General features: G+C 72.7%; 29 protein-coding genes. 15 read left to right on the top strand and 14 right to left on the bottom strand.

The annotated features are described in order from the left end of the window. Positions 1 to 123: 123 nt before the first annotated feature. A complete protein-coding gene (locus KV381_RS00860) occupies positions 124 to 1554 on the bottom strand; it encodes a PP2C family protein-serine/threonine phosphatase (RefSeq protein WP_030629881.1) in 1431 nt (476 codons plus the stop codon). A 311-nt stretch (positions 1555 to 1865) separates the two neighbouring features. Here KV381_RS00860 and rpmG point away from each other — a divergent pair, with 311 nt between their 5' ends. Beyond that, positions 1866 to 2030, top strand: a complete 165-nt coding sequence (gene rpmG, locus KV381_RS00855; RefSeq protein WP_030086513.1) for a 50S ribosomal protein L33 — start codon at positions 1866 to 1868, stop codon at positions 2028 to 2030. 76 nt (positions 2031 to 2106) lie between these two features. Beyond that, positions 2107 to 2367, top strand: coding sequence for a type B 50S ribosomal protein L31 (locus KV381_RS00850; protein WP_030086515.1), 261 nt, complete (start codon positions 2107 to 2109; stop codon positions 2365 to 2367). A gap of 224 nt (positions 2368 to 2591) precedes the next feature. Here the strand turns inward: KV381_RS00850 and KV381_RS00845 are convergent, their stop codons facing one another. Together KV381_RS00845 and KV381_RS00840 are read right to left on the bottom strand one after the other, a co-directional pair. Then, on the bottom strand, positions 2592 to 3275 hold the full coding sequence (locus KV381_RS00845; RefSeq protein ID WP_030086518.1) for a YoaK family protein: 684 nt from the start codon (positions 3273 to 3275) through the stop codon (positions 2592 to 2594). A 163-nt stretch (positions 3276 to 3438) separates the two neighbouring features. After that, positions 3439 to 3939, bottom strand: a complete 501-nt coding sequence (locus KV381_RS00840) for a tetratricopeptide repeat protein (RefSeq protein WP_030086520.1) — start codon at positions 3937 to 3939, stop codon at positions 3439 to 3441. A 147-nt stretch (positions 3940 to 4086) separates the two neighbouring features. On the opposite strand from KV381_RS00840, the gene KV381_RS00835 reads away from it, so the two are divergent. Both KV381_RS00835 and KV381_RS00830 read left to right on the top strand, forming a co-directional pair. Beyond that, positions 4087 to 4824 carry a VanZ family protein gene (locus KV381_RS00835; RefSeq protein WP_030086522.1) on the top strand — a complete coding sequence of 246 codons (738 nt, stop codon included), beginning with the start codon at positions 4087 to 4089 and terminating at the stop codon, positions 4822 to 4824. A 112-nt stretch (positions 4825 to 4936) separates the two neighbouring features. Continuing rightward, on the top strand, positions 4937 to 5719 hold the full coding sequence (locus KV381_RS00830) for a DUF4389 domain-containing protein (protein WP_218784249.1): 783 nt from the start codon (positions 4937 to 4939) through the stop codon (positions 5717 to 5719). Here the strand turns inward: KV381_RS00830 and KV381_RS00825 are convergent. After that, a complete protein-coding gene (locus KV381_RS00825) occupies positions 5716 to 6720 on the bottom strand; it encodes a YafY family protein (RefSeq protein WP_218784248.1) in 1005 nt (334 codons plus the stop codon). The genes KV381_RS00830 and KV381_RS00825 overlap by 4 nt on opposite strands. A 99-nt stretch (positions 6721 to 6819) precedes the next feature. On the opposite strand from KV381_RS00825, the gene KV381_RS00820 reads away from it, so the two are divergent. The 7 genes from KV381_RS00820 to KV381_RS00790 all read left to right on the top strand — a co-directional run bounded on the left by KV381_RS00820 (position 6820) and on the right by KV381_RS00790 (position 12534). After that, the gene (locus KV381_RS00820) at positions 6820 to 7389 is read left to right on the top strand and encodes a DinB family protein (protein WP_086778093.1); all 570 of its coding nucleotides are present in this window, start codon (positions 6820 to 6822) and stop codon (positions 7387 to 7389) included. Between the two features lie 123 nt (positions 7390 to 7512). Further along, positions 7513 to 8613: a winged helix DNA-binding domain-containing protein gene (locus KV381_RS00815; protein ID WP_086778092.1), complete on the top strand. Its 1101-nt coding sequence runs from the start codon at positions 7513 to 7515 to the stop codon at positions 8611 to 8613. 129 nt (positions 8614 to 8742) lie between these two features. Continuing rightward, positions 8743 to 9447, top strand: a complete 705-nt coding sequence (locus KV381_RS00810) for a DUF4230 domain-containing protein (RefSeq protein WP_030086531.1) — start codon at positions 8743 to 8745, stop codon at positions 9445 to 9447. 273 nt (positions 9448 to 9720) lie between these two features. After that, a complete protein-coding gene (locus KV381_RS00805) occupies positions 9721 to 10236 on the top strand; it encodes a lytic polysaccharide monooxygenase auxiliary activity family 9 protein (RefSeq protein WP_030086533.1) in 516 nt (171 codons plus the stop codon). Between the two features lie 196 nt (positions 10237 to 10432). Beyond that, the gene (locus KV381_RS00800) at positions 10433 to 11107 is read left to right on the top strand and encodes a TNT domain-containing protein (protein ID WP_218784247.1); all 675 of its coding nucleotides are present in this window, start codon (positions 10433 to 10435) and stop codon (positions 11105 to 11107) included. A gap of 6 nt (positions 11108 to 11113) precedes the next feature. Further along, on the top strand, positions 11114 to 11347 hold the full coding sequence (locus tag KV381_RS00795; protein WP_030086536.1) for a hypothetical protein: 234 nt from the start codon (positions 11114 to 11116) through the stop codon (positions 11345 to 11347). 158 nt (positions 11348 to 11505) lie between these two features. Continuing rightward, entirely contained in the window at positions 11506 to 12534 is a 1029-nt protein-coding gene (locus KV381_RS00790; protein WP_218784246.1) for an alpha/beta fold hydrolase, read from the top strand. Between the two features lie 24 nt (positions 12535 to 12558). Here the strand turns inward: KV381_RS00790 and KV381_RS00785 are convergent, their stop codons facing one another. Next, complete coding sequence (locus KV381_RS00785) at positions 12559 to 12930, bottom strand: iron chaperone (protein WP_030086539.1); 372 nt, start codon at positions 12928 to 12930, stop codon at positions 12559 to 12561. A gap of 82 nt (positions 12931 to 13012) precedes the next feature. On the opposite strand from KV381_RS00785, the gene KV381_RS00780 reads away from it, so the two are divergent. From KV381_RS00780 to lepB, 3 genes are all read left to right on the top strand, one after another. Beyond that, positions 13013 to 13522 (top strand): DUF664 domain-containing protein, encoded by a 510-nt coding sequence (locus KV381_RS00780; protein ID WP_030086542.1) that lies wholly within the window; start codon positions 13013 to 13015, stop codon positions 13520 to 13522. 136 nt (positions 13523 to 13658) lie between these two features. Beyond that, positions 13659 to 13949 (top strand): hypothetical protein, encoded by a 291-nt coding sequence (locus KV381_RS00775; protein WP_030086544.1) that lies wholly within the window; start codon positions 13659 to 13661, stop codon positions 13947 to 13949. Positions 13950 to 14213: 264 nt separating this feature from the next. Further along, the gene (gene lepB / locus KV381_RS00770) at positions 14214 to 14912 is read left to right on the top strand and encodes a signal peptidase I (protein WP_193464016.1); all 699 of its coding nucleotides are present in this window, start codon (positions 14214 to 14216) and stop codon (positions 14910 to 14912) included. Here the strand turns inward: lepB and KV381_RS00765 are convergent. The 6 genes from KV381_RS00765 to KV381_RS00740 all read right to left on the bottom strand — a co-directional run bounded on the left by KV381_RS00765 (position 14909) and on the right by KV381_RS00740 (position 20031). Next, the gene (locus KV381_RS00765; RefSeq protein ID WP_030082145.1) at positions 14909 to 15355 is read right to left on the bottom strand and encodes a protein-tyrosine phosphatase family protein; all 447 of its coding nucleotides are present in this window, start codon (positions 15353 to 15355) and stop codon (positions 14909 to 14911) included. The genes lepB and KV381_RS00765 overlap by 4 nt on opposite strands. Positions 15356 to 15430: 75 nt before the next feature. Continuing rightward, positions 15431 to 15703, bottom strand: a complete 273-nt coding sequence (locus KV381_RS00760) for an HPr family phosphocarrier protein (RefSeq protein WP_030082147.1) — start codon at positions 15701 to 15703, stop codon at positions 15431 to 15433. A gap of 49 nt (positions 15704 to 15752) precedes the next feature. Continuing rightward, a complete protein-coding gene (locus KV381_RS00755) occupies positions 15753 to 17762 on the bottom strand; it encodes a fructose-specific PTS transporter subunit EIIC (protein ID WP_030082149.1) in 2010 nt (669 codons plus the stop codon). Positions 17763 to 17886: 124 nt separating this feature from the next. Further along, the gene (gene pfkB / locus KV381_RS00750) at positions 17887 to 18834 is read right to left on the bottom strand and encodes a 1-phosphofructokinase (protein WP_030082151.1); all 948 of its coding nucleotides are present in this window, start codon (positions 18832 to 18834) and stop codon (positions 17887 to 17889) included. Further along, positions 18831 to 19592 (bottom strand): DeoR/GlpR family DNA-binding transcription regulator, encoded by a 762-nt coding sequence (locus tag KV381_RS00745; protein ID WP_030082153.1) that lies wholly within the window; start codon positions 19590 to 19592, stop codon positions 18831 to 18833. Before KV381_RS00745 ends, pfkB begins: the two co-directional genes overlap by 4 nt. A gap of 190 nt (positions 19593 to 19782) precedes the next feature. Continuing rightward, on the bottom strand, positions 19783 to 20031 hold the full coding sequence (locus KV381_RS00740) for a DUF6296 family protein (RefSeq protein WP_030082155.1): 249 nt from the start codon (positions 20029 to 20031) through the stop codon (positions 19783 to 19785). A gap of 197 nt (positions 20032 to 20228) precedes the next feature. Between KV381_RS00740 and KV381_RS00735 the strand changes: the two genes are divergently transcribed. Further along, a complete protein-coding gene (locus tag KV381_RS00735; protein ID WP_086779815.1) occupies positions 20229 to 21035 on the top strand; it encodes a PepSY domain-containing protein in 807 nt (268 codons plus the stop codon). 63 nt (positions 21036 to 21098) lie between these two features. Here KV381_RS00735 and KV381_RS00730 read toward each other — a convergent pair whose 3' ends face one another. The 3 genes from KV381_RS00730 to KV381_RS00720 form a co-directional block, all read right to left on the bottom strand. Further along, the gene (locus tag KV381_RS00730; RefSeq protein WP_218784245.1) at positions 21099 to 22445 is read right to left on the bottom strand and encodes a serine hydrolase; all 1347 of its coding nucleotides are present in this window, start codon (positions 22443 to 22445) and stop codon (positions 21099 to 21101) included. 117 nt (positions 22446 to 22562) lie between these two features. Continuing rightward, on the bottom strand, positions 22563 to 23066 hold the full coding sequence (locus tag KV381_RS00725; RefSeq protein WP_103537582.1) for a GNAT family N-acetyltransferase: 504 nt from the start codon (positions 23064 to 23066) through the stop codon (positions 22563 to 22565). A gap of 126 nt (positions 23067 to 23192) precedes the next feature. Next, positions 23193 to 25226, bottom strand: coding sequence for a regulator (locus KV381_RS00720; protein ID WP_193464019.1), 2034 nt, complete (start codon positions 25224 to 25226; stop codon positions 23193 to 23195). Between the last annotated feature and the right edge of the window lie 78 nt (positions 25227 to 25304).

Genomic DNA, 25304 nt, shown 5'->3' with positions numbered 1-25304 from the left:
CGGCCGCGCCGTTCCGCGCTCCGTCACACTCTGACAGTGCTCACCGGCAGTACTCACTGACAGGGCTCACTGACAGGGCTCACCGACGGGGCTGTGACACAGCCCCGACACGTCGGCGCTTCCTCATGCCCCGATACGGGCGACCAGCACGCACGCGTCGTCCGGTCGTTCGGTCCCGCCGAACTCCTCGACGACACTCCGGACGCACTCCTGTGCCGTACGGGCCTCGGCGAAGCGGGGCGCGAGGGCGAGCAATGCCTCCGGGCCCGCACCCCGGTCGCCGCGTCGGGTCAGGCCGTCGGTGTGCAGCACGAGCACGTCGCCGGGGAGCAGCCGTACGTCGTCCTGCTCGAAGACGACGTTGGACGCGGCGCCGAGCAGCATGCCGTCCGGCGGCGGCAGGAGCCGTCCCGAACCGTCGCGGAAGAGCAGCGGTGCGGGGTGTCCGGCCTGTGCCCAGGACAGAAGGGAGGTGCCGGGGTCGAAACGGCAGCACAGGGCGCTGCCCAGCGCGGGCTGGACCGACGTTTCGAGGACCTGGTTGAGGTGGCCCAGCAGCGCGCCCGGCTCGATGCCGGCGACCGCCATGCCCCGCAGCGCGCCCAGCATCATCGCCATCGCCGAGGTGGCGGGGATGCCGTGCCCGGTGAGGTCGCCGACGGTGAGCAGGGTGCGTCCGTCCGGGAGCTCCATCGCGTCGTACCAGTCGCCGCCGATGAGCCCGCTCGACGCCGAGGGGAGATAGTGCGCGGCGATGTCCAGGGCCCCGGGACCCCGGGCCGGGAGGCGGAGCGAGCCGCGCCACGGCGGCAGGACGGTCTCCTGGAGCTCCACCGCCATACGGTGCTCGGTCCGCTGGATGTGCTTCTCGCGCCGCACCGACGCACGGCTCCTGCCCACGGCCTGCTCGCTGCGGCGCAGCTCGCTGACGTCCCGCAGCACCGCCCACATCGAGGCGGTGCAGCCCTCGGCGTCCAGGACCGGCTCGCCCGTCATGTGCAGTGTGCGGGTGTCGCCGTCGGGGCGCACGATGCGGAACTCGCCGTCCATCGGCCGGCCGTCGACGAGGCAGCCCGTCACCATGGCGGTCAGCAGCGGCTGGTCCTCGGGCAGCAGCACGGACGGCAGGTCGTCCAGCGAGAGGGGTGTGGACCCGGGCGGCCTGCCGAAGATCTCGTACAGCTCGTCGGACCAGCTGGACTCGTCGGTGAGGAGGTTCCACTCGGCGCTGCCCACCCGGTTCGGCGGGGAACCGGCTCCCGGCCCGGCCGGGGCCTCGTCGTCCCGGGGAGCGGAGTCCTCGGTGCGCGGACCCGGCAGACCCGCCCTGAGCTGGCCCAGGTGCTCGTCGAGATTGTCCAGGTGGTGCACGGCCAGCTCGCACAGGGCGCGCTGCCAGCGCAGCTGGGGGTCGTCCTCGTCGAACAGGGCGGCGTCCCGCCGCACGGCGTCCACATCCCCCCGGAGCCGACGCGTCCGGTGGATCAGGTCGTCGACGGCGTCGTGCGCGGGAGGCTGTGGTGCGGGGCGGTCCGCGAAGAGGGGGGACGGCATCTCGTACTCCGATACAGGCGCGGCCTAGCCGGTTCTGAAGGGTGGACCGCTACCGACTGTCGCACAGGCCACGGCAGGCCGTAAGGGATTTGGCAACACTCGATGCGTTGGTGCGTCTGGCATATGCCAGCGGCTCTCCGGCGTGATGATAATCCGAACAGGCATGCGTTCGGGGCGAGTTGACCACATGGTTCGGGGCCGGTGGTGGGGCGGGAATGCCGAGGGGGTGGCTCGCGTTACCTCACCAGAACGAAAACGAATCCCATTCCCGATACGGGAGTGGGGTCGGCAGAGGTATCAGGGAGGCGCCCATGGCACGCAGTGAGATCAGGCCCGTCGTCACTCTCCGCTCCACCGCCGGAACGGGCCGGAGCTACGTGACGCGCAAGAACCGCCGCAACACCCCCGACCGGCTGGAGCTCCGCAAGTTCGACTCCGCCGCCGGCCGGCACGTGCTGTTCCGCGAGACCCGCTGACCGACCGGGTCCGCCGGCCGGAAGAAGTCCATCTCCTGTTTGTCACCGCTCTCGGTGGTGAGGAAGGAACGCATCGATGAAGCCCCGTATCCACCCCGTCTCCCGTCCCGTGGTCTTCCGCGACCGCGCGGCCGACGTCGCCTTCCTGACCCGCTCGACCGCCGACTCCGGCGAGCGCGTGCAGTGGCAGGACGGCAACACCTACCCCGTCATCGACGTCGAGACCTCGTCGGCGAGCCACCCGTTCTACACGGGCGGGCGCCAGGTGGTCGACACGGCGGGCCGGGTCGAACAGTTCCGGCGCCGTTACGGCACCGGCGAGACGTCCGGAAGCTGACCCGAACGAGCGCTGACCAGCGGTGGAGTCCGGGATTCCGTGCCGTGGATCACATCCGCGGTGGCGGGTTCCCGGGAACAGTCCAGGATGGTTTATCGTTCATCTATACGTGGGTGTGAGGGGGACAGTGTCCCCGGGCCTCACCTATAGCCCATGGGGACGATCGGACGACCGAAGCCCCATGGAGCCTTTCGCCGAGAGGCGACCGCCCTTCACGCCCGCACTCAAGCCGCCCCGGCTGGATTCCCCCGATCCGGCCGGGGCTTCCCCCTGTCCGGCCGCGGCCCGCCGCCCCGGAGCGGGGCCGTCTCCAGCACCAGCGCACCGGCAGCCGGCACCAGCGCGCCCAACGCGGCCCCCGGGCTCCACCACCGCTCGGCCAGGGCCGCGACCGCCGCCCCTGCCACCACCGCGGCCAGCCGCCCCAGCACCCAGCCGTCCCCACCCCGGAGCTCCCGCAGGGCCACCCGGCCCGCGAGCGAGGTCAGCGTCCCGGTGAAGTAGTTCGTCGGCGTCACCCGTACGCGCCCCTGGACGCCCATCGCGACCGCCACCAGGGCCAGCAACCCGAGCCGGTCCCCGTACGAGGAGACCAGCTCCAGCCCCCACAGCACGGCCGCCGCCCCCAGCAGAACGACCTCCGCTCCCAGCAGCACCGGAACCCGGAGCCCGAGCCGCCCGGCCATCAGCGCACCCGCCGCCGCCCCGCAGAAGTACGCGCCCAGGGCCACGGCCACCTTCAGCGCCACGCCCCTCTCGCCCGCACCGGCGGCCGAGGCCCCGAGCAGCACCAGGTTCCCGGTCATCACCCCGGCGAAGACCTGCCCCACGCACAGGAAGACGAACGCGTCCGCCGCCCCGGAAGCCGCGGACAGGAGAAGCAGCGCTCCCTCGCCGCGCCACGGCAGATCACCGGGCCGGGGCGCGGCGGAAGAGGTCGAGCGGGGCGGAGACGGCGGGGGCGCCGGGGGAGCGGTGGGCACCCGAGCATTCTCGGCACCCACCCCTCTCGGACCGGCGCGTCGCCCACGCTGCGGCGCGCCGCGGCCGAAAGCCTCACGCGCGCGGCCGTCACACGGTCTCGTGCAGATCCTTGGCGTAGTGCTCGATCGCCCGCCGGTACTCCTGAACCGACGGATCCTGGCTGGTCGTGGCGGTCAACTCCAGCAACAGCCGCATCGCCTCGTGGTGCTCGTCGGTGTTGAACAGGGCCATCGCCAGGAACGCCCGCAGCGCGCCGTGGTCCGGGAACTCCTCGACGCCCCGGCGCAGCGTCTCCACCGCCTGCCCGTACCGGCCGAGGACCCGGTACGTACTGCCCAGGCCCAGGAGCGCCCCGCGCCGGTCCTCCTCGGCGAGCTCCGGATTGGCCAGCGCACGCTCGTAGTACGGCACGGCCTCCGACTCCAGGCCCAGCACATCGTGGATCCACGCCGTGCGGTAGGCCACCTCCGCGTCGTCGGGGTACTCGGCGGTCAGGGCGAGAAGCCGCTCGCGCGCCTCCTCGGGCCGGCCTCCGGTACGCAACCGGTCGGCCTCGTCCAACAGGTCCTTCTTCGTCCGTGCGCTCATGCGCACATCGTCGCAGGAGGTCGCGGACGGGCGGGTGAGATTTCGTCCCACCGGGCCGCCGAGGAGTGTGTTCCGGCCGGGCCGGGGCACTCGTCGGCCATGACAGCAGAGGCGAATCCCCGGACACGCCAGGGGACATGGGTACGTGTGGTGGTGCGCGGCGCGGTCCTGACGGTGGTGCTGCTGGGACTGGTGGTGTTCTCCGTCCTGTTGGCCAAGGTGACGCTCACGCCCTCACCGGCCTCCGAGGACCTCGTGACGTCGAACCTCCGCCCCGGTCGCTCGCTGCGCCAGTACGCCGAGGACTACACCTTCCTCGCCGCGTGCAAACAGGCGGGCGGAAACCTGCTGCTCGGCGTGCCGTTCGGTCTCCTGCTGCCGTTCTTCGTACCGCGTCGGCTGCGCATGATCCGGATGACGTTGCTGACGGCCGTCGCCATGGCCGTGGTCGAACTGATCCAGGGCGCGCTGGTCGCGGGCCGCGCCTTCGACATCGACGACGTCATCCTCAACACGGCGGGCGCGCTGCTGGGCTACTTCGTGCTGGGCCGCCGGATCACCCACCGCTACTACATGTACGCCGACGTTCCCGCCCCTTCCGAACGTCCGGCAGAGCCCGAGCCCGCTCCCGAGCCGAAGCGCACGCCGAGGCTTACCGCCGGCGCGAAGGCCGCTCGTACGAAGCCGCCCGGTGCGAAGGCCGCCGGTGCGAAGGCCGCTCGCACCAAGCCGGCCGGTGCGAAGGGCACGAGGACGAAGTCCGCCGGGAAGAAGGGCACCGCCACGAAGCCCGCCGGCACAAAGACCGCCGCCACGAAGGGCACTAGCACGAAGAAGCCCCGCTCCCTCCTCGACCGCGTCCGTACCCGCGTCCGCAGCCGCTGAGCGCGGCACCCGTTCGGGCCCGGGCCGTTTGCGGGTGGCCCGGACCGGACGCACGGTGGGGACACGTCCTGCGCGCGGATGCCGTACGGACGCCCTGCCGAGGAGGAGCGACATGGCCGAAGGCCAGTGGAGCCCGGGCCGCAAGGAGATGGACGCGGACGAGTTCAGGCCCGTCCTGGACATCGTCGAACCGGCACGTCAGCGGCGGCTGACCGTCCTTCTGCGACTTCTGCTGCTCATCCCGCACTTCATCGTGCTGTTCTTCCTGCACATCGCGGCGTTCTTCACCGTGATCGTGGGCTGGTTCGCGGCCCTGGTGCTGGGGCGGCTGCCCGACCCCGTCTTCCGCTTCCTGGCCGGCGTCCTCGGCTACGACATGCGCGTATCGGCGAGCGACATGCTGCTCATCGACCGCTACCCGCCCTTCGCCCTGACCCCGCCGGCCGACTATCCGGCGCGGATCGAGGTGCGGCCCACCCCGCTCAACCGCCTGGCCGTGCTGTTCCGCGTCTTCCTGATGATCCCGGCGGCGATCGTGCAGAGCCTCGCCGTGTACGGGTGGTGGGCGCTGGCCTTCGTCTGGTGGCTGATCACGCTGTGCCTCGGCCGGATGCCCCGCCCGCTGTTCGAGGCGACGGCGGCCACCCTGCGCTACCGGATGCGGTTCTCCGCGTACGTCATGATGCTCACCCCGGCCTACCCCAAGGGCCTGTTCGGCGACGACGGCGACCTCGCCGTGGCCCGTGAGCCGGCGCGCTCCGCCACGCGCCCGCTGGTCCTGAGCAGCGCCGCGAAGTGGCTCGTGGTGCTGTTCCTGGTGCTGGGTCTCGCGGGGAACATCACCACGTCCGTGACCACCTCGACGACCGACGACACCCGCCTCGTCGGACGCTAGGGCCTGTCGGGCTCGGCCCCCGCCCCCGCCGCGTCGGCGTAACGGCGGGCCAGGTGGGCGAAGGCGTCCCTGAGGGCGTCCGGGCCGACCACCTCGATGTCCACGTCGAACCTGCCGAGTTCGGCGGCCAGGCCGGGCCAGGACCAGGCGCCCAGGATCACCCGGCAGCGGTCCGGGCCGTGCTCCTCGACGATGCCGTGGCGGAGATGGCCGGCCACCTCGGAGGCGGGTGCGGCGAGGATCGCCTCGCCGCGGCAGGGCCACTCCCCGGGGGTGTCGGAGCCCTGGAAGCGGGCGGCGACGAAGGCGGCCACATCGCCTCCTGGCACCTCGCGGGGCGTGAACCGGGGGCCCGTGGGGGTCCGTGGGGTGATCCGGTCCGCGCGGAAGGTCCGCCAGTCAGCGCGGTCCAAGTCCCAGGCGACCAGATACCAGCGCCCGCCCCAGGTGACCAGGCGGTGCGGCTCCACGCGGCGCACCGCGGGCGCGGCGTCGGCCTCCGCCGGAACGTACGCGGGGGAGTGGTCGAAGCGCAGCACCTCGCGGGCGTGCACCGCCGCGCTGAGCGTCAGGAGCACGCGCGGATCGGCCTGCGGCTGCGTCCGCCCTCCCGTGCGCTCGACGGTGGTGACCTGGAGCGCGTCCACGCGATGGCGCAGCCGGGCGGGCATGACCTGCCGGACGGTGGTGAGCGCGCGGGCCGCGGCCTCCCCGATCCCGGCTCCGGTCGCGGCGGCCGTCCGGAGGGCGACGGCCAGCGCGACGGCCTGATCGTCGTCGAACAGCAACGGCGGCAACTGCGCGCCCGCGTCCAGCCGGTATCCGCCGTCGGGCCCCTTGAACGCCGCGATCGGATAGCCCAGCTCCCGCAACCGGTCGACATCCCGCCGCACCGTGCGCGGACTGACCTGCAGCCGCTCGGCCAACAGGCTGCCCGGCCAGTCGCGGCGCGCCTGGAGCAGGGAGAGCAACGCCAGCAGTCGCGCTGAGGTCTTCGGCATGAGGCCAGTATGACCGGAGAAGAGGCCACACCCTGTCCTCTTCCCTTGCGAAGGTTGATCCGTACCGAACGACGGAAACACCGGAAGGACCCGATCGCCATGCCCGCAGCACCCACGTCCCTGGACGCCGAACGCACCGACCTCCTCGCCGCGCTGGCCACCGTGCGAGCCGCCCTGATCCGCTCGGTCGAAGGCCTCGGCGACGAGCAGGCCGGTGAGCGACCGACGGTCAGCGCGCTGTGCCTGGGCGGTCTCGTCAAGCACGTCACGGCCATGGAGGAGAGCTGGCTGCGCTTCGTGACCGAGGGCCCCTCGGCGATGTCCTTCGCGCTGCCCGACGGAGTCACCTGGGGCGACCTGGCGGCCGGCACCGCACGCGAGCTCCCGACGTGGATGGCCGACCGGGACAAGGAGTTCCGGATGCTGCCCGGTGAGACGACGGCCGGGGTCCTCCACGCCTACGAGCAGGCCGCCGCCCGCACCGAGAAGATCATCCTCGAGGTTCCCGACCTCGCGGCGGCGCATCCGCTTCCCGACGCGCCCTGGAACGAGCCCGGCGGGGAGTGGAGTGTGCGGCGGGTGCTGACCCACGTCATCGCCGAGACCGCACAGCACGCTGGCCACGCGGACATCCTGCGCGAGACGCTCGACGGGCGGCAGGCGACCTGACCGACGGGGCACCGGGGCACCCCGGGCGCCGGTACGCCCGGGGCGTCACGACAACGGGGCGTAGCGCTTGCGCGAGGATGTGCGAGGAAGCGCCCGCGGCAACCGAGAGGGAGAAACGACACGATGACCGTCCTCGACAACCGGGCGCTGAACCGTGCCATGCTCGCGCGGCAGTTGCTGCTCGACCGGGCCGACCAGCCGGTCGTGGACGCGGTGGCTCACCTCTGCGGCCTCCAGGCCCAGGAGCCGCAGGAGCCCTTCGTCGGGCTCTGGTCCCGGCTGGCCGCCTTCGATCCGGCGGCCCTCTCGGATCTGCTGACCCGGCGCGGCGTCGTGCGCACCCATCTCATGCGCCGCACGGTCCATCTGGTCACCGCCGACGACGTCCTCGCCTGGCGGTCCCGCCACGACGCGATGCTGCGGCAGCGGGTGCTCGGCGTCTACCGCGACGAGCTGAAAGGGGTGGAACTCGACGAACTCGCCGCAGAGGCGCGGGACTTGATGGCGGACGGGGAGCCCCGCACGGCGGCCGAGATCGTGCGGGAGCTCGCCCCGGGCCGGCCGGGTCCCGGGCCCCGGGCGCTGGGCGAGATGGTGGTCGCCGCCCTCGTCCCGATGGCCCAGGCGCCGCCCCGGGGGCTGTGGCGGACGAAGGGCGGGGTACGCAATGTCGCGCTCTCCTCGTGGCTCGGCCGCCCGGTCGACCCGCCCGCCGCCGACGGTTCCGATCCGGTCGGCCAGGCGCTGGTGCGGCGCTATCTGGCCGCTCACGGTCCGGCCGCCACGGCCGATCTGCGCGCCTGGTCCGGGCTGGCCGGACTGCCCGGCGCGGTGACCGCCGTACGCGACGAGCTGGTCTCCTTCCGCGACGAGCGGGGCCGGGAGCTGCTCGATCTGCCCGACGCGCCGCGACCGGATCCGGACACTCCCGCCCCGGTGCGGTTCCTGCCGGCCTTCGACAACGCGATCCTCGGTTATCAGGACCGGAGCCGGATCATCGACGATGCCCACCGCGGGCTCTCGGTGGCCGGGGAGCGCGTCGTCCTGGTCGACGGCCGGGTGGCCGCCACCTGGACCGTCAGCGAGGACGTCGTCACGGTGGATCCCCTGGGCGCCCTCTCCCGCGCCGACCGCGCCGCCGTGGCCGACCAGGGGAGCGAGCTGGCGTCGTTCCTCTCCGACGGCGACAGCGACCGCGTACGGGTGGCGGCCGCGCCGCGCTGACCGGAGCCGTCCGCCGGAAGGCCCCGCGTCTGCTCGTGCGTACCGGAACGGGCCTATTTTGTGCGGGAGTTCGTACGGGGGGCGGCGGGAGCGGGACTGAAAGCGCCGGGCGCGGGTCACACGCAGGACATGACGTCCAGCGACGTAACCACAGAGCCCGCGCCGCACAGCGGCGGAAAGCGGAACACCCGCCCCGCCCGGGGGTGTCTGCACGTCCTCGGCATCGGCGCGGCCGTCCTCGTCCTGCTGTTCGCCGGCAGCCGGCTGAGTCTGCTGCCCGGACTCGGCGACCTCTTCGGCGAGGAGACCCACGACCGGTCCGGCCCGGCCGTGCTCAAGTCGATCCAGGACATGAGCGCGTACGAGGCCGCCTCCGGCAACTTCCAGGTCGTCGTCGACCTGGAGAAGGACACGAAGTTCCTGCCCGACGTGGTGCGTGGCACCCGCACCCTGTTCGTCGGCGCGGGCACGGTCGGCGCCTCCGTCGACCTGGGCAAGGTCACCGACAACGGCGTCGTGGTGAACGAGGACCGCACCGCGGCCGAGATCCGGCTGCCCCACGCGGTGCTGGGCAAGCCGGCGCTCGACCCCGACCGTTCCTACGCGGTGTCCAAACAACGCGGTCTCCTCGACCGGCTGGGCGACTTCTTCTCCGACAACCCCGGCAGCGAGCAGGCGGTCAACCAGCTCGCCGCCCGGCACATAGCGGAAGCGGCGAAGGAGAGCGGACTGACCGTCCGCGCGGAGAAGAACACCGCCGCCATGTTGAAAGGACTGCTCGGCTCGCTCGGCTTCGAGCGCGTCACGGTCCGGTACGGCGACGACCAGGAATGATCGCGTCACCCGGGCGGCCCGGCGGCCGTGCGCGCCCGCCCGGGCCCATCCGGCGGGCGGGCGGCCGCCGCGTACCGCCCTTGACGTGAACGCGTCGGTCGGTATGGTCTAGTCCAAGTGCAAGGCCTTTCCGGACATCCGTCATCAGGCGTGTCCGGCAAGGGACTTGCAGCCCTTCGCGCCTCTTGGCCCCACACTCGCGAGGCCTCGCCGTCGAAGCCGGACCCCCCACGGTCCGCCACCGCGCGGTGCGGTCTCATGTGAAGGAGAAGCATGCACGCGAAAAGGAAGACCGCACTCGCCGTCGGCGCCATGCTCGCCCCGGTCCTCGCCCTCAGCCTTCCGGCGAGCTCCGCCAGTGCTCACGGCTACATCTCCAACCCGCCCAGCAGGCAGGCGCAGTGCGCCGCCGGCACGGTCAGCTGTGGTGCGATCAAGTACGAACCGCAGTCCGTCGAGGGCCCCAAGGGGCTCACCAGCTGCAGCGGCGGCAACAGCGGCTTCGCCGAGCTGGACGACGACTCCAAGGGCTGGTCGGTCACTCCGGTGAACCGCTCCCAGCAGTTCGAGTGGAAGATCACCGCACGCCACTCCACCAGCACCTGGCAGTACTTCGTGGGCGGCGAGAAGATCGCCGAGTTCGACGACGGCGGCGCGCAGCCCGGCGCGACCGTGACCCACCAGGTCGACTTCGGCAACAAGACCGGCCAGCAGAAGATCCTGGCCGTCTGGAACATCGCCGACACCTCGAACGCGTTCTACGCCTGCATCGACGTCAACATCGGCTAGCACCGCCCAGGCCGGGGCCCGCGCCCCGCGTCCACCACGCCCCGGTCGCGCCCGTCGCGCGGCCGGGGCGTGGTGCTGTCCCCGACGACGTGCCCGATGGCCGGAAAACGGCATGGCGCGGAAGCTTCATGTAGCCGAACGGTTACCCTACGTCAGCTGTCCTGATGGATCATCAGTGCTCGAGGGGACTCCTGACTTGAACCGCATGCGTACCGTACTTGCCGCGCTCGGCATCACCGCCGGACTGCTCTCCGCCCCCGCGGCGTACGCCGCACCCGGGCCCGAGCGGCCCGCGCCCGCCGCCGAACGCCATGAACCCTGCACCGGAGAGTTCCGCGGCGACGCCCGCCTCGGCCCCAAGTGGCTGCCGAACAAGCGGCTCGCCCCGGTCGGCCCGCTCCTGAACGGCTACCAGCGCACCGGCGACCTCACCCCGAAGGACTTCCTGAAGAAGTACTGGGAAGGCCCCGCGGACACCGGCAGCTGGAAGTACCCGCCCAACGACGGCTTCGCCGAGCTGAACGGCGAGCTCGACAAGGAACCGGTCAAGCTCCGCACCGGCCAGCGCCTGGACCGCTTCGGCTCGGAGTACGGCGGCTACCTCGCCCCCGCGGGCGACGCCTACGCCGAGCGCGCCCTGCCCCCGCAGAACCTCAACACCCGTGACGCGGACACCCCGTGCGACTACCGCGTCTACAAGGTCGCCAAGCCCTTCTGGGTCTGGCAGGGCTCCATCGCCCCGTGGTTCGAACAGCCCGGCGGCGGACAGCAGATCAAGCTCGACGCCGTGTTCCTCGACCCGGGCGAGGGGCATCGGCTCAATGTGAAGTGGCTGCTGGACAACGCCTACCTGACGCCCGCGGGCGCGTAACCGGCCATGGACCGCCGGGAACTGCACGCGGCACTCGTCGAGGCACGGATCCCCGGCGGCTACTACCGGATCGAGGGCGTCCACGAGCCCGTACCCACCCCGCCGGACTTCCTCTTCGTCCGGCGGGGCGGCAGCGGCGGCTGGGAGACCGGGGCGTTCGAGCGTGGTACGTACGAAGTCCTCGCCCACCACCCGGACGAGGCCGCCGCCTGCGCCCACCTGCTCGGTCTCCTCGTCTGAACCGCCCCCACCCCAGGGGTTTGCCGCATCGGCAAAAAACCTTGTCCGGGCGCACGCCCCGGCCGAATGATCGTGATCGTGCGGCCGGGCCACCCGGCCCGGCCGCCCGCCGAAGCGTCACGACCGCCCCACCCGCACGGGGCGCCCGAGGAGAAGCCATGCCGGAGCCCACCGCCGTACCCACGCCGCCCACGGGCCGTTCCGCCCGCCCCTCCACCGTCCTGCCCGGCGCGACCCACCGCACCGTCGACGTCCCCGGCGGCCGGATCCACTGCGTCGAACAGGGCACCGGCCCCCTCGTCCTCCTCGTCCACGGCTTCCCCGAGTCCTGGTACTCCTGGCGTCACCAGCTCCCCGCCCTGGCCGCCGCCGGACACCGGGCCGTCGCCATCGACGTACGCGGCTACGGGCGCTCCTCCGCACCCGCCGCCACCGACGCCTACCGCATGCTCGCCCATGTCGCCGACAACACCGCCGTCGTCCACGCCCTAGGCGAGGAGACCGCCACGGTCGTCGGCCACGACTGGGGCTCGCCCATCGCCGCGAACAGCGCCCTGCTCCGGCCGGACGTCTTCACCGCCGTCGCCCTGCTCAGCGTCCCCTACGCACCCCGCGGCGGCCCCCGCCCCACCGACGGCTTCGCGGGCATCGGCGGTGAGGAGGAGTTCTACGTCAGCTACTTCCAGACGCCCGGCCGCGCCGAGGCGGAGATCGAACCGGACGTACGCGGCTGGCTCGCCGGCTTCTACACGGGCCTCTCCGGCGACACCCCCGCCCCCGCCGACCGGGCCGGCCTCTTCTTCGTACCGCCGGGCGCGCGCATGGCCGACCGGTTCCCCACCGGCCGGCTCCCCGGCTGGCTCGACGAGCGGGACCTCGACGTCTACAGCGAGGAGTTCGAACGCACCGGCCTGACCGGCGCGCTCAACCGCTACCGCAACGTCGACCGGGACTGGGAGGACCTCGCCGCCTGGGACGGAGCACCGCTCACCCAGCCCTCGATCTTCATCGGCGGCGCCCTGGACGCCTCCATCACCTGGATGTCCGACGCCATCGACGCGTACCCGAAGACCCTCCCCGGTCTCTCCGCCGCCCACATCCTCGAAGGCTGCGGCCACTGGATCCAGCAGGAACGCCCCGACGAGGTCAACCGGCTGCTGACCGACTGGCTGCGGGGCCTGCGCTGAGGCTCTGATCCGAGACGCCCCGCCTCAGCAGGGCGTACCGCGGGTCGCCGCCGTAGCCCGCAGCAGATCGCGGACGAGCGTGAAGTCGATCTTCTTCGGGTTGCGGAAGCGCAGACAGCCCTTGCCCATGTCGTGCGGGGCCAGCCGGTCAGCGAACGCGTCGCGGACGTCGGTGCGCAGCAGATAGAACGAGATGTACTGCTTCTGATCGGCGAAGGCGATCTCCCCCGTCCCCGACCCCTCCCGCTCATAGGCGGGCATGCCGTACGCCATCACCTCACGGAACCCCGTCAGCTCCTCCCGGCACAGCGCGCGCAGCGCCGTGAGGGCCTCCCGGCGGGACTCCGGGGCCTCGGCGAGGTACTGATCGACGTTCTCCGCGCTGCTTCGGACCATGAGGAGATCGTACGGCGGCTTCCGCCGGCCCGGCGGTGTGTCGCACCCCGGGGCCGCCGGGCCCTCGGGCCAATGTGGGCGGATGAATACCGCAGGCATGCTGGCCGAAGCGTTCGACCGGGTCGGGGAAGCGGTCCACGCGGCGGTCGAAGGACTCACGCCCGACGACCTCAACGCCCGCGTCGACGCGGAGGCGAACTCCATCTCCTGGCTGGTCTGGCATCTCACCCGGGTCCAGGACGACCACATCGCCGACGCCGCCGGAATCGGACAGATCTGGCTCACCGAAGGCTGGGCCGAGCGCTTCGCGCTGCCGTTCGACGAGACGGCGACCGGCTACGGGCACACGGCCGACGAGGTCGCCGCCGTCCGCGTGGACTCCGCCGAACCCCTCCTCGGCTACTTCGACGCCGTCCACGAGCGGACCCTGGACTACGTCGCGGGGCTGGAGGGCCACGCCCTCGACCGGGTCGTCGACCAGGGCTGGTCACCGCCGGTGACGCTGGGTGTCCGGCTGATCAGCGTCCTGGCGGAGGACCTGCAGCACGCGGGCCAGGCCGCATTCGTCCGCGGCATGCTGGAACGCGCCTGAGCCGGCGCCCCCGGAACCCGTTGCCCGGGGGGTGTCCGGACCGGGACCGCGCACACCCGTGCACGGTCCCACCGGCGGTGCCATACTCGGAAGAAGTCGGCTGGACAGGCTTGTCATCGTCCGAAAGGTGACCGTCATGAGTTGGGCATCTTGGACGACCAGCGGGGTCTACACGGGCACCGGCGGAGTGCGCACCGAGGAAGCGGGCATCCTGAGCGGCGATCTCACGGTGCACACGACCTGGTTCGACGGACAGGCGGCGGTGGCCGTGCAGTACAGCGGCTCGTCGGACTGGTTCACGCTCACCGGCAGCCCCGTGCCGTGTCCCTCCGAGGAGGAGAGCCGCCGCTTCCACCAGAGCGTGGTCGAAGCCGTCCGCGCCGGGGAGGGCGCGACGGTCCCGCCGGTCGGCGCCGGACCGGCCTAGGGGGCGTCTTGTCGATCAGGGCCGGGTCCGCGACGCCTGCCACGGCACCTCGCGGCGTTGCCGAAACGCCCGAATCGCTCCGCGATGAGGACGTTCCAGCGCCTTGCGATGCACCGCACCAGACGCCGCGGCCTGACCGACCCTGATCGACAAGACACCCCCTAGGCCCTGGCGCACCTCGCCGCTCACCGCGCCCCATAGAGTGGATCACCGGATCCGTTCCCTCAGGGACGGGCGGCGGTACACGGGGCGAGGAGCGGTGCAATGGGGCGTGCCACACGGCGGTCGAGGACACGGAAGAACCGGCCGTTCTGGGTGGAGCTGCCGCTCCTCATCGGTATGGCCCTGGTGCTGGCCCTGCTGATCAAGACCTTCCTGGTGCAGGCCTTCTCGATCCCCTCGGACTCCATGCAGAACACCCTTCAGCAGGGCGACCGGGTCCTGGTCGACAAGCTGACGCCCTGGTTCGGTTCCGAGCCGGAGCGCGGTGAGGTCGTCGTCTTCCACGACCCGGCGGACTGGCTCGCGGGCGTGCCCGTGGACGAGCCCAACACCGTGCAGAAAGTACTGAGCTTCGTCGGCGTGATGCCCTCCGCCGAGGAGAAGGACCTCATCAAGCGGGTCATCGGCGTCGGGGGCGACACCGTGGAGTGCGCGGGCGACGGGCCGGTGAAGGTCAACGGCACCGCCCTGGACGAGCCGTACGTCTTCCCCGGCAACACCCCGTGCAGCAACGACGAGGGCGGCCGCTTCAAGGTCACCGTGCCCGACGGCAAGATCTGGGTGATGGGAGACCACCGCCAGGCCTCGGCGGACTCCCGCTACCACCAGGACGACCCGAACCAGGGCATGGTCCCCGTCGACGAGGTCGTCGGACGGGCCGTCGTCGTCGCCTGGCCGATCGGCCGCTGGAGCACCCTGCCGGTGCCGGAGACCTTCAAGAACGTGCCCGACAAGTCCTAAGAAGCGTCCTGGCGCGCCGGGAAGTTCCGTACGTAGCGGCGCTGCCAGGGCGTCTCCACCGCGCGCGGGTGGTAGCCGGCGCGCACGAACGCCACCGCCTCGTCGGCGGGCACCCCGTCCAGGACGGCCAGGCAGGCGAGGGCCGTCCCGGTGCGCCCCATCCCACCGCCGCAGGCCACCTCGACCCGGCTCCCGGCGGCCCGGTCCCACACCTCTTCCAGGAGGGCCCGTGCCGCCGCCCGGTCCGCCGGGAGCCGGAAGTCCGGCCACCGCAGCCACCGCGACTCCCAGGCCACCGGGGGCGGGGTCCGCCCCAGGAGGTGGACGGCGAAGTCGGGTTCGGGGCCCGCGGGCACGGGCCTGCGCAGCCCCCGGCCGCGTACGAGGCGTCCGGAGGGCAGGGCCAGGACGGCCGGGTCGGAGGCGTTCCACGTCTCGGTCACGTGTCCCAACCTAACGACCCGGCAGCCGCCGGTCATACGCATCGGAACAGGCGGGCGAAGATCGGACGGCGAAGATCAGACAGCGGCGTCGAGATCCTGCGCGAGCAGTTCCGCCAACTCCTCGACCGCCGCCCGCGCCCCGTCGCCCTCGGCGCTGAGCACCACGGTCTCGCCGTGCGGGGCGGCCAGGGCCAGCACCGCGAGCATGCTGCGGGCGTCGACCGGGTCGCGGCCCTCGCGGGCGATGGTCACCTTGACCGGCTGGCGGGCGGCGGCCTTGACGAACAGCGACGCCGGACGGGCGTGCAACCCGCTGCGCGAGGCTATGGCGACGGTCTGCTGGTGCATGGATCACTCCTCGGAAGAAACTGCGGATTCGGATCGGTGTGCGGGGTGTTCAGGCGGCGACGGTGACCCGGGAGTCGTCGGAGCCCGTGGCCTCCGCCTCCCCGGCCGGGTCCGACGCCGTCCGCCGGGCGCCTTTGAGCAGGACGACGAGTGCGGTCGCCACGAGCGTCCCGGCGGCGATGGCGAGCAGATAGAGGAACGGCTGACCGATCAGCGGGACGACGAAGACGCCGCCGTGCGGGGCGCGCAGCGTCGCGCCGAAGGCCATCGACAGCGCGCCGGTGACCGCACCGCCCGCCATCACCGACGGGATGACCCGCAGCGGATCGGCGGCGGCGAAGGGGATCGCGCCCTCGGTGATGAACGAGGCGCCCAGCACCCAGGCCGCCCGGCCGTTCTCGCGCTCGGTCTTCGTGAACAGCTTCTTGCGTACGGTGGTGGCGAGCGCCATCGCCAGCGGCGGGACCATTCCGGCGGCCATCACCGCGGCCATCACCTTCAGGCTGCCGTCGGTCGGGTCGGCGAGACCGCCGACCGCGAAGGCGTACGCCACCTTGTTCAGCGGGCCGCCCATGTCGAAGCACATCATCAGCCCGAGGACGACGCCGAGGATCACCGCGTTGGAGCCCGACAGACCGTTCAGCCAGTCCGTGAGCGCGTTCTGCAGCGAGGCGATGGGCTTGCCGACCACGATGAACATCAGGAAGCCCACGACCGCCGAGGCGATCAGGGGGATCACCAGGACCGGCATGATGCCGCGCAGGGTCGCGTGGACCGGGACCCGCTGGATGGCCATCACCACCGCACCGGCCAGCAGACCGGCGACCAGACCTCCGAGGAACCCGGCGTTCACCGTGAGCGCGATGGCGCCGCCGACGAAACCGGGCACCAGCGCCGGCCGGTCCGCCATCCCGTACGCGATGTACCCGGCCAGCACCGGCACCAGGAACGCGAAGGCCGCCGAGCCGATCTGGTTGAGCAGGGCCGCCCAGCTGTCCGCCTCGCCCCAGACGAAGTGGTCGGCGACCGACTTGGCGCTCGCTATCTCGTAGCCGCCGATGGCGAACGACAGGGCGATCAGCAGACCGCCCGCAGCGACGAACGGCACCATGTAGCTCACGCCGGACATCAGATACGTACGGAGCCGGACGCCGAAGTGCGCGTGATCCGCGCCGGATCCGCCCCCGTCGCCGTCGCCGGAGTCCGTGGATCCGCCGTCCTCGGACACGGCGGCGATCTCTCCGCGTTCCGCCTTGCGGCGGGCCTCGGCGATCAGCTCGGCGGGCCGGTTGATGCCCGCCTTCACCCCGACGTCGACCAGCGGCTTGCCCCGGAAGCGGCCCTTCTCCCGGACCTCCACGTCATGCGCCCAGATCACGGCGTCCGCTGCCGCGACGACGGCGGGGTCCAGCTTCTTGAAGCCGGCCGAGCCCTGGGTCTCCACCGTCACCTCGACCCCCTCGGCACGGCCCGCGGCGGCCAGGGACTCGGCCGCCATGTAGGTGTGGGCGATGCCGGTGGGGCAGGAGGTGACCGCGACGATCCGGAACGGCGCGGCCGCGGCCGCGGTGGCGTCATCCTCTTCAGGCTCAGGATCGGGATCGGGATTCTCGGTGGGTTCCTCGCCCCGGATCAGCGCGGCCACCGCCCCCGGGTCCGTCCCGGCGCGCAGCGCGGCGGTGAACTCCGGGTCCATCAGCCTGCGGGCCAGGGCCGACAGGATGGTGAGGTGGTCGTCGTCGGCCCCGGCCGGGGCGGCGATGAGGAAGATCAGGTCGGCCGGACCGTCGGCCGCCCCGAAGTCGATGCCCGCCGCGCTGCGCCCGAAGGCCAGCGTCGGGGCGCTCACATGCTCGCTGCGGCAGTGCGGGATGCCGATGCCGCCGTCGAGGCCGGTCGGCATCTGCGCCTCGCGGGCGGCGACATCGGCCAGGAAGCCGTCGAGATCGGTGACGCGGTCGGCGGCCACCATCCGCTCGGCGAGCGACCTCGCGGCGGCGTCCTTCGTTGCGGCGGACAGATCGAGGTCGACCAGTTCCGCGGTGATCAGCTCACTCATCGCGGTGCTCCTTGCTCGGGGACCGCCGTGCGGCGGCTCGGGGGGACGGGGCGGCGGGATCGTACGGGTGGGGTCCGTACCGGAGTTGCGGGGGTTGCGGGGGTGCCGGGTGATGGTGCGGGGGTCATGGGGCGGGCTCCGTCAGCGCGCGGTCCAGGGGCACGTCGGAGGTCGTCACGACCGACGGCAGATCGAGGTCGGCCGGGGTGGGCATCAGGCTTCCGGCCAGCTGTACGGCCGCGGCCCCATGGGCGACGGCCGAGGTGAGGGCCTCCGGGCCCCGCCCGCCCGCCGCCAGGAACCCGGCGAGCGAGGCGTCCCCGGCGCCGACATTGCTGCGTACGGCGGTCACCGGAGCGGTGGCGAAATACGCGCCCGACGCCTCGGCCAGCAGCTGCCCGTCCGCGCCCAGGCTCGCCAGCACCGAACGGGCCCCGCGCTCCCGCAGCTCCTCGGCCGCCTTCAGCGCGTCGCCCACCGTGGCGAGCGGCCGGCCGACGGCCTCGGCCAGCTCCTGGACGTTGGGCTTGATCACATCGGGCCCTCCGGCGAGCGCGGCGGTGAGCGCCGCCCCCGAGGTGTCCAGCGCGATCCGCGCACCGGCGCGGTGACTCCGCTCGACCAGCTCCGCGTACCACCGGGGCGGCAGCCCGCGCGGCAGGCTCCCGCAGCAGGCGATCCAGTCGGCGGCCGACGAGCGGACCCGTACCGCCTCCAGGACGTCCTCCGCCTCGGCCGGACTCAGTTCGGGGCCCGCCGCGTTGACCTTGGTGAGGGTGCCGTCGGGCTCGACGAGCGTGACGTTGATCCTGGTGTTCCCGGCGATCGGCACACCGGCCGCCTCGATGCCGAGATCGCCGAGGAGCCGCGCGAGCAGTGCGCCCTCCGGGCCGCCCATCGGGGCGACGGCGACCGTGCGGTGTCCGGCCGCCGCGACCGCGCGGGAGACGTTGACGCCCTTGCCGCCCGGGTCGACGCGGTCGGCCGTGGCACGCAGCACGGTGCCGCGGGTCAGTCCCGGCAGCTCGTAGGTGCGGTCCAGGCTGGGGTTGGGGGTGACGGTGAGGATCATGCGCGTACTACTTCCGTGCCCCGGCTCTCGATGGAGCGGGCGTCGTCGGGGCTGAGGCCCGTGTCGGTGATGAGCAGGTCCACATCGGTGAGATCACCGAAGCGGGCGAAGTGCTCCTGCCCGAACTTGCCGGAGTCGGCGAGCAGGACGACCCGGCGGGCCGCTTTGACCACGGCCCGCTTCACCGCGGCCTCGGCGAGGTCGGGCGTGGTCAGGCCGCGGTCGGGGCAGAAGCCGTTGGTGGCGAGGAAGACCACGTCGGCGTTGATCTCGGCGTACGAACCGAGCGCCCAGGCGTCGACCGCCGCGCGGGTACGGTGCCGGACCCGGCCGCCCACCAGATGCAGCGCGATGCCGGGGTGGTCGGCGAGCCGGGCGGCCACCGGCAGCGCGTGGGTCACCACGGTCAGCGCCGCGTCGACGGGGACGGCGGCGGCGAGCCGCGCGGTGGTGGTGCCGGCGTCGACGATCACATTGCCGTCGGCGGGCAGTTCGGCGAGGGCGGCCTGCGCGATCCGGTCCTTCTCGTCGGCGGCGAGGGCGTCGCGTTCGGCGAGGTCGGGCTCGAAATCGAGCCGCCCGACCGGGATCGCCCCACCGTGCACCCGGCGCAGCAGTCCCGCCCGGTCCAGGGCCTTGAGATCGCGCCGGACGGTCTCCGCCGTCACCTGGAACTCCTCGGCCAGCGACAGCACGTCGACCCGGCCGCTCTCCTGGGCGAGGCGGAGGATCTCCTGCTGCCGCTCCGGTGCGTACATGTGGTTTCGTTTCCGTTTCATGCCCGAGTCTGTGGTTTCGCGCTCAGGTTACGTCCGGGGTGCGGGAATGTAAACACATTCGGGCGAGGAGTGGGCATGAACGGAAGGCCGGGCTCGTCGTCGGACCTGGGCGCGCACAGCCGGGCGGGGCGCGCCCAGGTGCACGGCGCGCCCCGCCCGGCGGGTCCGGTCACCGCGGTTCGGGTGCGTCCTTGCTCAGGGGGCGGGCCAGCAGGGGAGCCCCGGGGACCTGATGGCCGCCGCTGGCGAGCATCCGGACCTCGCCCCGGTCGCTGATCTCGGCGCGCACGATCCCCGTCTCGTCCTCGTACACCGGGGATCCGCCCGCCCCCAGCCGGTCGGTCATCCGGACGGAGACCACGTCGTCCGCGGCGCCGGACATCTGGAAGATGAGCTCATAACGCTCGGTGTGCACCATGTGATCCATGACGGCCTCCGGGCCGGGCGCGGAGAATACGGCCCTGCCGCCATTGTTTCGCACCTCGGCGCCCGGCGCCCGGGGAGCGAGGGCCAACGGGCGGACCCGCCCGGTCGATCGGGTGGTTCCCCGGTAGGACAACATGACCGATGGCTCGGAGGGCTAGTCATGCGTGCATGAGACTCGATCCTCGACGAATGAACAGTGCCTCCTCCCGTTCCCGCACCCTCAAGACGGTCGGCGCCCTCGGCATGGCCGCCGCCGCGGCCGTGCTGATGACCGGATGCGGTCAGAGCTCGGACAGCGCGACGAGCGCGGCCACCTCCGAGGCCGCGAAGGTCGTTCCGCAGAAGCAGACGACCTCGCCGTCGGCCAGCGCCGAGCTCACCGAGGACCAGCAGGAGCGCAAGAAGGTGCTCGACGCCACGAAGGTCACCTTCGACGACGCGGCCACCACGGCCACCGGCGAGGTGGCCGGCGGCAAGCTGGTCGATCTGGACCTGGAAGGCGTGGACGACGACGACCGCGAGAGCCCCAGCCCCACCGCCACCGGTAGCCCCACCGGCACGGCCAGTCCCACCGGATCCGCCAGCCCCACCGGAACGGCGAGCCCGACCGGAACCTCCAGCCCCAGCGCGAGCCCGGGCGCCGAGGGCCCGGTCTGGGTCGCCGAGGTCGCGGAGAAGGACGGCACGGTCCACACCGTCCGGATCAACGCGGTCGACGGCAAGGTGATCGAGGCCCGTGTCGACGCGGATCAGGACGCGGACGACAAGAAGGAGACCGCCGACCGGCTGGCCCAGGCCACCCAGACCCCGCAGCAGGCGGCCAAGGTGGCCACCGAGAAGAAGAAGGGGACGGTCACCTCCGTCAGCCTCGACGACAACGAGGGCAACGGCGTCATGTGGCAGGTCGATGTGGTCGGCTCCGACTGGAAGAAGACGACCTTCGACGTGGACGCCAAGAACGACACCATCATCCGCGAGGAGACCGACAACGACTGACCGTCTCCCCGCCTGACCCGCGAAGGGGTACGCCGGACACCCGGCGTACCCCTTTCCGTATGCCTACTGCGCGCCGCCCGGCCTCCGGCGGTCGAGCAGCCGGCAGACGAAGTCCTCCTGGAGCTCGCGGAGGGTGGCCAGCAGTCGCGGGTTCGTGGTGCTGTTCACCTGGGAGGTGAGGGAGACGGTCAGCGACCGCTTGCCGTCCTTCGTCCCCGCGGCCAGCTGCGTGTAGCCGGGGAAGTTGCCGGTGTGGCCGTACACGGTGCCGCAGCGCGTCGTGTACGAGAACACGGCGAGACCGGCCCTGTTGCGTCCGGGACCGGCGGGTTCGGAGCTGCCCGCGACGAAGGACAACTGCTGCCGCCGGACCGCCGGGCCGAGCCCCAGCCCTCCCGCGTAGCCGCGCACGAAGGCCCCCAGATCCCGGGGCGTGGAGACGATGCCGCCCGACGCCCACACCCCCGAGGCGCTGAGCACCGTGCTGACGTCCTCCGGCGCGTTCGGCGGATCCACCGCGTAGCCGTGCAGAAAGGGCTCGGGCAGCCGGTAGCCCTGCGGGAGGCTGGTGTCGCGCAGGCCGAGCGGCCGGTACACCAGGTCGGCGAGGAGCTTCTCGTACCGCCGCCCCGTCGCCGCCTCGGCCATCAGCGCCACGGCGATGTTGTCGGAGTTGGAGTAGCGGTACGCCGATCCCGGCCGGAATCGCAGCGGGTCACCGGCGACGTAGTCCAGCAGCCGGCGGGAGTCGAAGTGCCGGCGCGGGTCGGCCGTCAGCTCGGCGACGAACGTGGGGTCCTCCGTGTAGTCGGGGAGCCCGCTGGTGTGGTTGAGGAGCTGGCGGAGCGTCACCCGGTGCCAGGCGGCGGGCAGCCGGGGCAGCCGCCGGCCGATGGTGTCGTCCAGGCCGAGCGCACCCCGCTCGGTCAGCTGCAGGGCGACCGAGCCGCTGAAGGCCTTCGCCGTGCTGGCGATCCGCATGTGGTCGGTGGTCCGGGGCGGGCGGCCCGTGCCGAGCTGCGACGTACCGGCCCGGTACACCTCGCTCCTGCCGCCCGCCGTGAGGACCGCGATGGCGCCGGGCGGCCCTCCCGGGGTGTCCACGAGCGCCTGGAGCCCGCGCTGCAACGCGGGATCGACCGGCCCGTGGCGGCCGTCGCCCCCGTCGCCGCCCGCATGGGCCGGGCCGGTCATCAGCCCGGCGAGCGACGCGGCCGCCACAGCGGCGACGACGGCTCTTCGCCGCGGCGGCCGACTGCGCGGGAGCGGAGCGTCGTGAAGGGAACGTACGGGCACGGGGGCCTCCGGGGAGCGGTGGGCGTCGAGCGGGCGGAGCGGCATGGTCCGCTTCCGCGAGCCCGGCGTCGGGCGGGCGGAAGCGGTACGGTCCGCTCCCGCGAGCCCCAGCATCGGGCGGCCGCACGGGGCTTGCCCCCGAGGTGGACCATCCGGCCGATCATCGCCACACCGGCGGAGTCCGGCGCGGACCGTCCCTCCGCCCGCCGCCGCATGCTCCGGCAGCCCCGGTCAGCGGACCGGGGGAGCGCCCCCGCTCAGATCCAGGACGTACCGCCGCCCGGGGCGGTCGCCGAACATCACGTCCTCCAGCGGCTCGAACCCCGTGCGCGCCAGCACCGCGCGGGATCCCGTGTTGTCGAGCGTCGTCTCCGCCCGCAGCGTGGTGAGCCCGTACTCCCCGACCGCCAGGACGCAGACCTGCTGGACCGCCCAGGTGGCCAGCCCCCGCCCCGCGGCCTTCTCCGCTATCCGGTAGCCCAGCTCGGCCGAAGCGTCCCGCACCCCTATCAGGTTGATCCGGCCGAGGACGGCGCCGTCGTCGTCCTCGATGAGGTGGAAATGGTGCAGCCCCGCGCCCTGTTCGGCGAGCAACTCGCGGTGGCGTTCGGCGAACGCGGCGAAGTAGTCGTCGCCCCGGTCGGGGATGGACGCGGCGAAGTAGGCCCGGTTCTCCCGTTCGAAGGCGAGCAGAGCCTCGGCATGGTCGGGACGGAGCCGGCTGATGGACGTCATACCGGGATGCTAGGCGGTCGGTGTCCGCCGGGTGTCCGACCACCGGCGCCCACCGCTCTACGGCCGGGCGCCGGTGCGGCGGGCGGTTCCGGCACGGACGGTCCGCGATCTCCGCGCTGTCCGGGCCTATCCGGGCTGCCCGCGCTCCAGCGCGTGGGCCAGGCCGCGTTCGGCGTCGTCGGCCGAGGCGTGCCGGTAGGCCCGCTCGTACGCCGAGTCGCCCGCGGCCTGCCGGGCCCGGAGCTCCCACTGCTCGCGGATCGCTCCGAGCTCCGGGGTGCCCCGGTGCGGGTGGCCGATCATGCGCCAGTACGCGTGTCCGGTACCGGAGGCACGGGCCGCGGCCACGCCGTTCCCCTGGGCGGCGATGGCGCCGGCGAGCAGATCGAGGCCGAGCGCTATGCCGAGGCTGTCATGGAGCTCGTGCTTGCTCGCGAGCATCGCCCGCGCGTGGCTCTCGGCGTGCCGGGGGCGGCCCTGGAGCAGGTGGATGAGGGCGAGTTGGTGATCGGCGTAGGCCCGTGCCCAGTGCTCGCCGAACCGCAGACTGATCCGCTGGAGCCGCATGGCCTCCTCGTACGCCTCGTCGAGCCGGCCGAGCGCGGACAACGCGAACAGGCGTATCACCCGGCAGCGCAGCTGCGAGGGCGCGTCCGCCGGGTCGCCCGGGTGGAGGCGCAGCGCGCGGTCGCTGACGGAGTGCGCGGTGAGCGGCCGGCCCATCATCAGATACGTGAAGCTCACGGAGTGCGCCGCGAGGAGCATGGCCTCGGGGTCCTCGTCCCGGCGGGCCGCGTGCCCGCACTCCTCGCCGGTACGGCGGGCCGCCTCGTGGTCACCCTGCAGGGTCATCGTGATCCCCAGGGCCCAGAGCGCCCGGGTGCGGTGCGGCCCGGCGGAGAGCGGCAGGGCGAGCACCCGCTGCAGATACGTACGGGCCTGGTGCAGATGGCCGCAGCAGCTCCAGAAGAGGCCGACGCACCCGGCCATCTCCATCGCCATCTCCGGGTCCTCGGCCAGCAGATGGTCCAGGGCCGCGCACAGGTCCGCGTGGGAGTCGGCGATCCGGTGGTACCAGAGGACCTGCGAGGGCCCCAGCCAGCCCGCGTACGCCTGGACGGAGACATGGGCGAAGTGCCGGGCGTGCCGGTCCGCGAAGAGCGCGTCCTCCGCCAGCTCGGCCAGCCACATCGCCCCGTACTCGCGCAGTGTGTCCAGCATCCGGTAGCCGTCCCCGGTACGCCGGAGCACGGACTGGTCCGCCAGGCGCTCCAGGGCGGGGGCGACGGCCTCGGTGTCCAGCGGTCCGCCCGCGCACACCGCCTCCGCGTCCGCGGTCGTGATGACGCCGCGGAAGACGGAGAGCCGCGCCCACAGCAGCCGCTCCAGCGGCGCGCAGAGCTCGTGGCTCCAGCCGATCGTGGTGCGCAGGGCGCGGTGGCGGCGGGGCCAGAGAGTGTCGTCGGTGAGGTTCTCCATCCGGGAGGCCAGCCGTCCGGTGATCTCCTGCGGACTGCTGTCGCGGAGCTGGGCACAGGCCAGCTCGACGGCGAGCGGTATGCCGTCGAGGCGGTGGCAGATCTCGGCGACGGCGGCCGTGCTGCCGGGGTCGCCGAGCGCGAGGCCCGGGGCGACGGCTGCCGCGCGCTCGTGGAAGAGCCGGACGGCGTCGTCGCCGTCCTCGCCCGCGGACAGCGGCGGCACCTCGACGCACAGCTCGTCCGCGGCGTCCAACGGCTCCCTGCTGGTGGCCAGGACCGTCAGCCCCGGGGCCGCGGCGAGCAGTTCGGCGACGAGCTGCCCGCAGGGGCCGACGATCCGCTCGCAGCAGTCGAGGACGAGGAGCAGGTTCTTCTCGGAGAGCCATTCGCCGAGCGCGGCCACCGGTCGGCGAGGGCTGTGGTCCAGGAGCCCGACGCCGTCGCAGACCGTCGTGGCGAGCAGGTGCTCGTCGTGCAGATGGGAAAGGTCGGCCCACCAGACACCGTCGGCGTAGCGGTCCCGGGCACGCTCGGCCGTGCGCAGGGCCAGCCGGCTCTTGCCGACCCCGCCGGGGCCGGTGAGCGTGACCAGCCGATGATCTCGAAGTGCCCGTTCGACGCTGACCAGTTCGCTGTCGCGGCCGACGAAGCTGGTCGTCACGACGGGGAGGTTGCCCATCACGGGGACATCCTGCCTCGCCGTGACCCATCGCCTCCGTTCATAGCGAAAAGCAGTCAGAAACGGCCGACAATGCAT

The sequence above is a fragment of the Streptomyces sp. WY228 genome, assembly GCF_019287315.1.
In the GTDB taxonomy this organism is placed as follows: Bacteria; Actinomycetota; Actinomycetes; order Streptomycetales; family Streptomycetaceae; genus Streptomyces; species Streptomyces caviscabies.
The sequence above is the reverse complement of the archived record's forward strand: the minus strand, read 5'-3'. Positions and strand labels throughout refer to the sequence as shown.

What these genes read in the sequence shown, in the direction of transcription:
- KV381_RS00860 (WP_030629881.1), bottom strand. Translation starts at nt 1,554, where the DNA reads ATGCCGTCCCCCCTCTTCGCGGACCGCCCCGCACCACAGCCTCCCGCG.
- KV381_RS00810 (WP_030086531.1), top strand. Translation starts at nt 8,743, where the DNA reads ATGACGTCCAGCGACGTAACCACAGAGCCCGCGCCGCACAGCGGCGGA.
- KV381_RS00775 (WP_030086544.1), top strand. Translation starts at nt 13,659, where the DNA reads ATGAGTTGGGCATCTTGGACGACCAGCGGGGTCTACACGGGCACCGGC.
- KV381_RS00745 (WP_030082153.1), bottom strand. Translation starts at nt 19,592, where the DNA reads ATGTACGCACCGGAGCGGCAGCAGGAGATCCTCCGCCTCGCCCAGGAG.
- lepB (WP_193464016.1), top strand. Translation starts at nt 14,214, where the DNA reads ATGGGGCGTGCCACACGGCGGTCGAGGACACGGAAGAACCGGCCGTTC.
- KV381_RS00720 (WP_193464019.1), bottom strand. Translation starts at nt 25,226, where the DNA reads ATGGGCAACCTCCCCGTCGTGACGACCAGCTTCGTCGGCCGCGACAGC.
- KV381_RS00785 (WP_030086539.1), bottom strand. Translation starts at nt 12,930, where the DNA reads ATGGTCCGAAGCAGCGCGGAGAACGTCGATCAGTACCTCGCCGAGGCC.
- KV381_RS00820 (WP_086778093.1), top strand. Translation starts at nt 6,820, where the DNA reads ATGCCCGCAGCACCCACGTCCCTGGACGCCGAACGCACCGACCTCCTC.
- KV381_RS00795 (WP_030086536.1), top strand. Translation starts at nt 11,114, where the DNA reads ATGGACCGCCGGGAACTGCACGCGGCACTCGTCGAGGCACGGATCCCC.
- KV381_RS00725 (WP_103537582.1), bottom strand. Translation starts at nt 23,066, where the DNA reads ATGACGTCCATCAGCCGGCTCCGTCCCGACCATGCCGAGGCTCTGCTC.
- KV381_RS00755 (WP_030082149.1), bottom strand. Translation starts at nt 17,762, where the DNA reads ATGAGTGAGCTGATCACCGCGGAACTGGTCGACCTCGATCTGTCCGCC.
- KV381_RS00825 (WP_218784248.1), bottom strand. Translation starts at nt 6,720, where the DNA reads ATGCCGAAGACCTCAGCGCGACTGCTGGCGTTGCTCTCCCTGCTCCAG.
- KV381_RS00830 (WP_218784249.1), top strand. Translation starts at nt 4,937, where the DNA reads ATGGCCGAAGGCCAGTGGAGCCCGGGCCGCAAGGAGATGGACGCGGAC.
- KV381_RS00760 (WP_030082147.1), bottom strand. Translation starts at nt 15,703, where the DNA reads ATGCACCAGCAGACCGTCGCCATAGCCTCGCGCAGCGGGTTGCACGCC.
- KV381_RS00790 (WP_218784246.1), top strand. Translation starts at nt 11,506, where the DNA reads ATGCCGGAGCCCACCGCCGTACCCACGCCGCCCACGGGCCGTTCCGCC.
- KV381_RS00730 (WP_218784245.1), bottom strand. Translation starts at nt 22,445, where the DNA reads ATGCTGGGGCTCGCGGGAGCGGACCGTACCGCTTCCGCCCGCCCGACG.
- pfkB (WP_030082151.1), bottom strand. Translation starts at nt 18,834, where the DNA reads ATGATCCTCACCGTCACCCCCAACCCCAGCCTGGACCGCACCTACGAG.
- KV381_RS00850 (WP_030086515.1), top strand. Translation starts at nt 2,107, where the DNA reads ATGAAGCCCCGTATCCACCCCGTCTCCCGTCCCGTGGTCTTCCGCGAC.
- KV381_RS00840 (WP_030086520.1), bottom strand. Translation starts at nt 3,939, where the DNA reads ATGAGCGCACGGACGAAGAAGGACCTGTTGGACGAGGCCGACCGGTTG.
- KV381_RS00735 (WP_086779815.1), top strand. Translation starts at nt 20,229, where the DNA reads ATGAACAGTGCCTCCTCCCGTTCCCGCACCCTCAAGACGGTCGGCGCC.
- KV381_RS00805 (WP_030086533.1), top strand. Translation starts at nt 9,721, where the DNA reads ATGCACGCGAAAAGGAAGACCGCACTCGCCGTCGGCGCCATGCTCGCC.
- KV381_RS00740 (WP_030082155.1), bottom strand. Translation starts at nt 20,031, where the DNA reads ATGGTGCACACCGAGCGTTATGAGCTCATCTTCCAGATGTCCGGCGCC.
- KV381_RS00815 (WP_086778092.1), top strand. Translation starts at nt 7,513, where the DNA reads ATGACCGTCCTCGACAACCGGGCGCTGAACCGTGCCATGCTCGCGCGG.
- KV381_RS00780 (WP_030086542.1), top strand. Translation starts at nt 13,013, where the DNA reads ATGAATACCGCAGGCATGCTGGCCGAAGCGTTCGACCGGGTCGGGGAA.
- rpmG (WP_030086513.1), top strand. Translation starts at nt 1,866, where the DNA reads ATGGCACGCAGTGAGATCAGGCCCGTCGTCACTCTCCGCTCCACCGCC.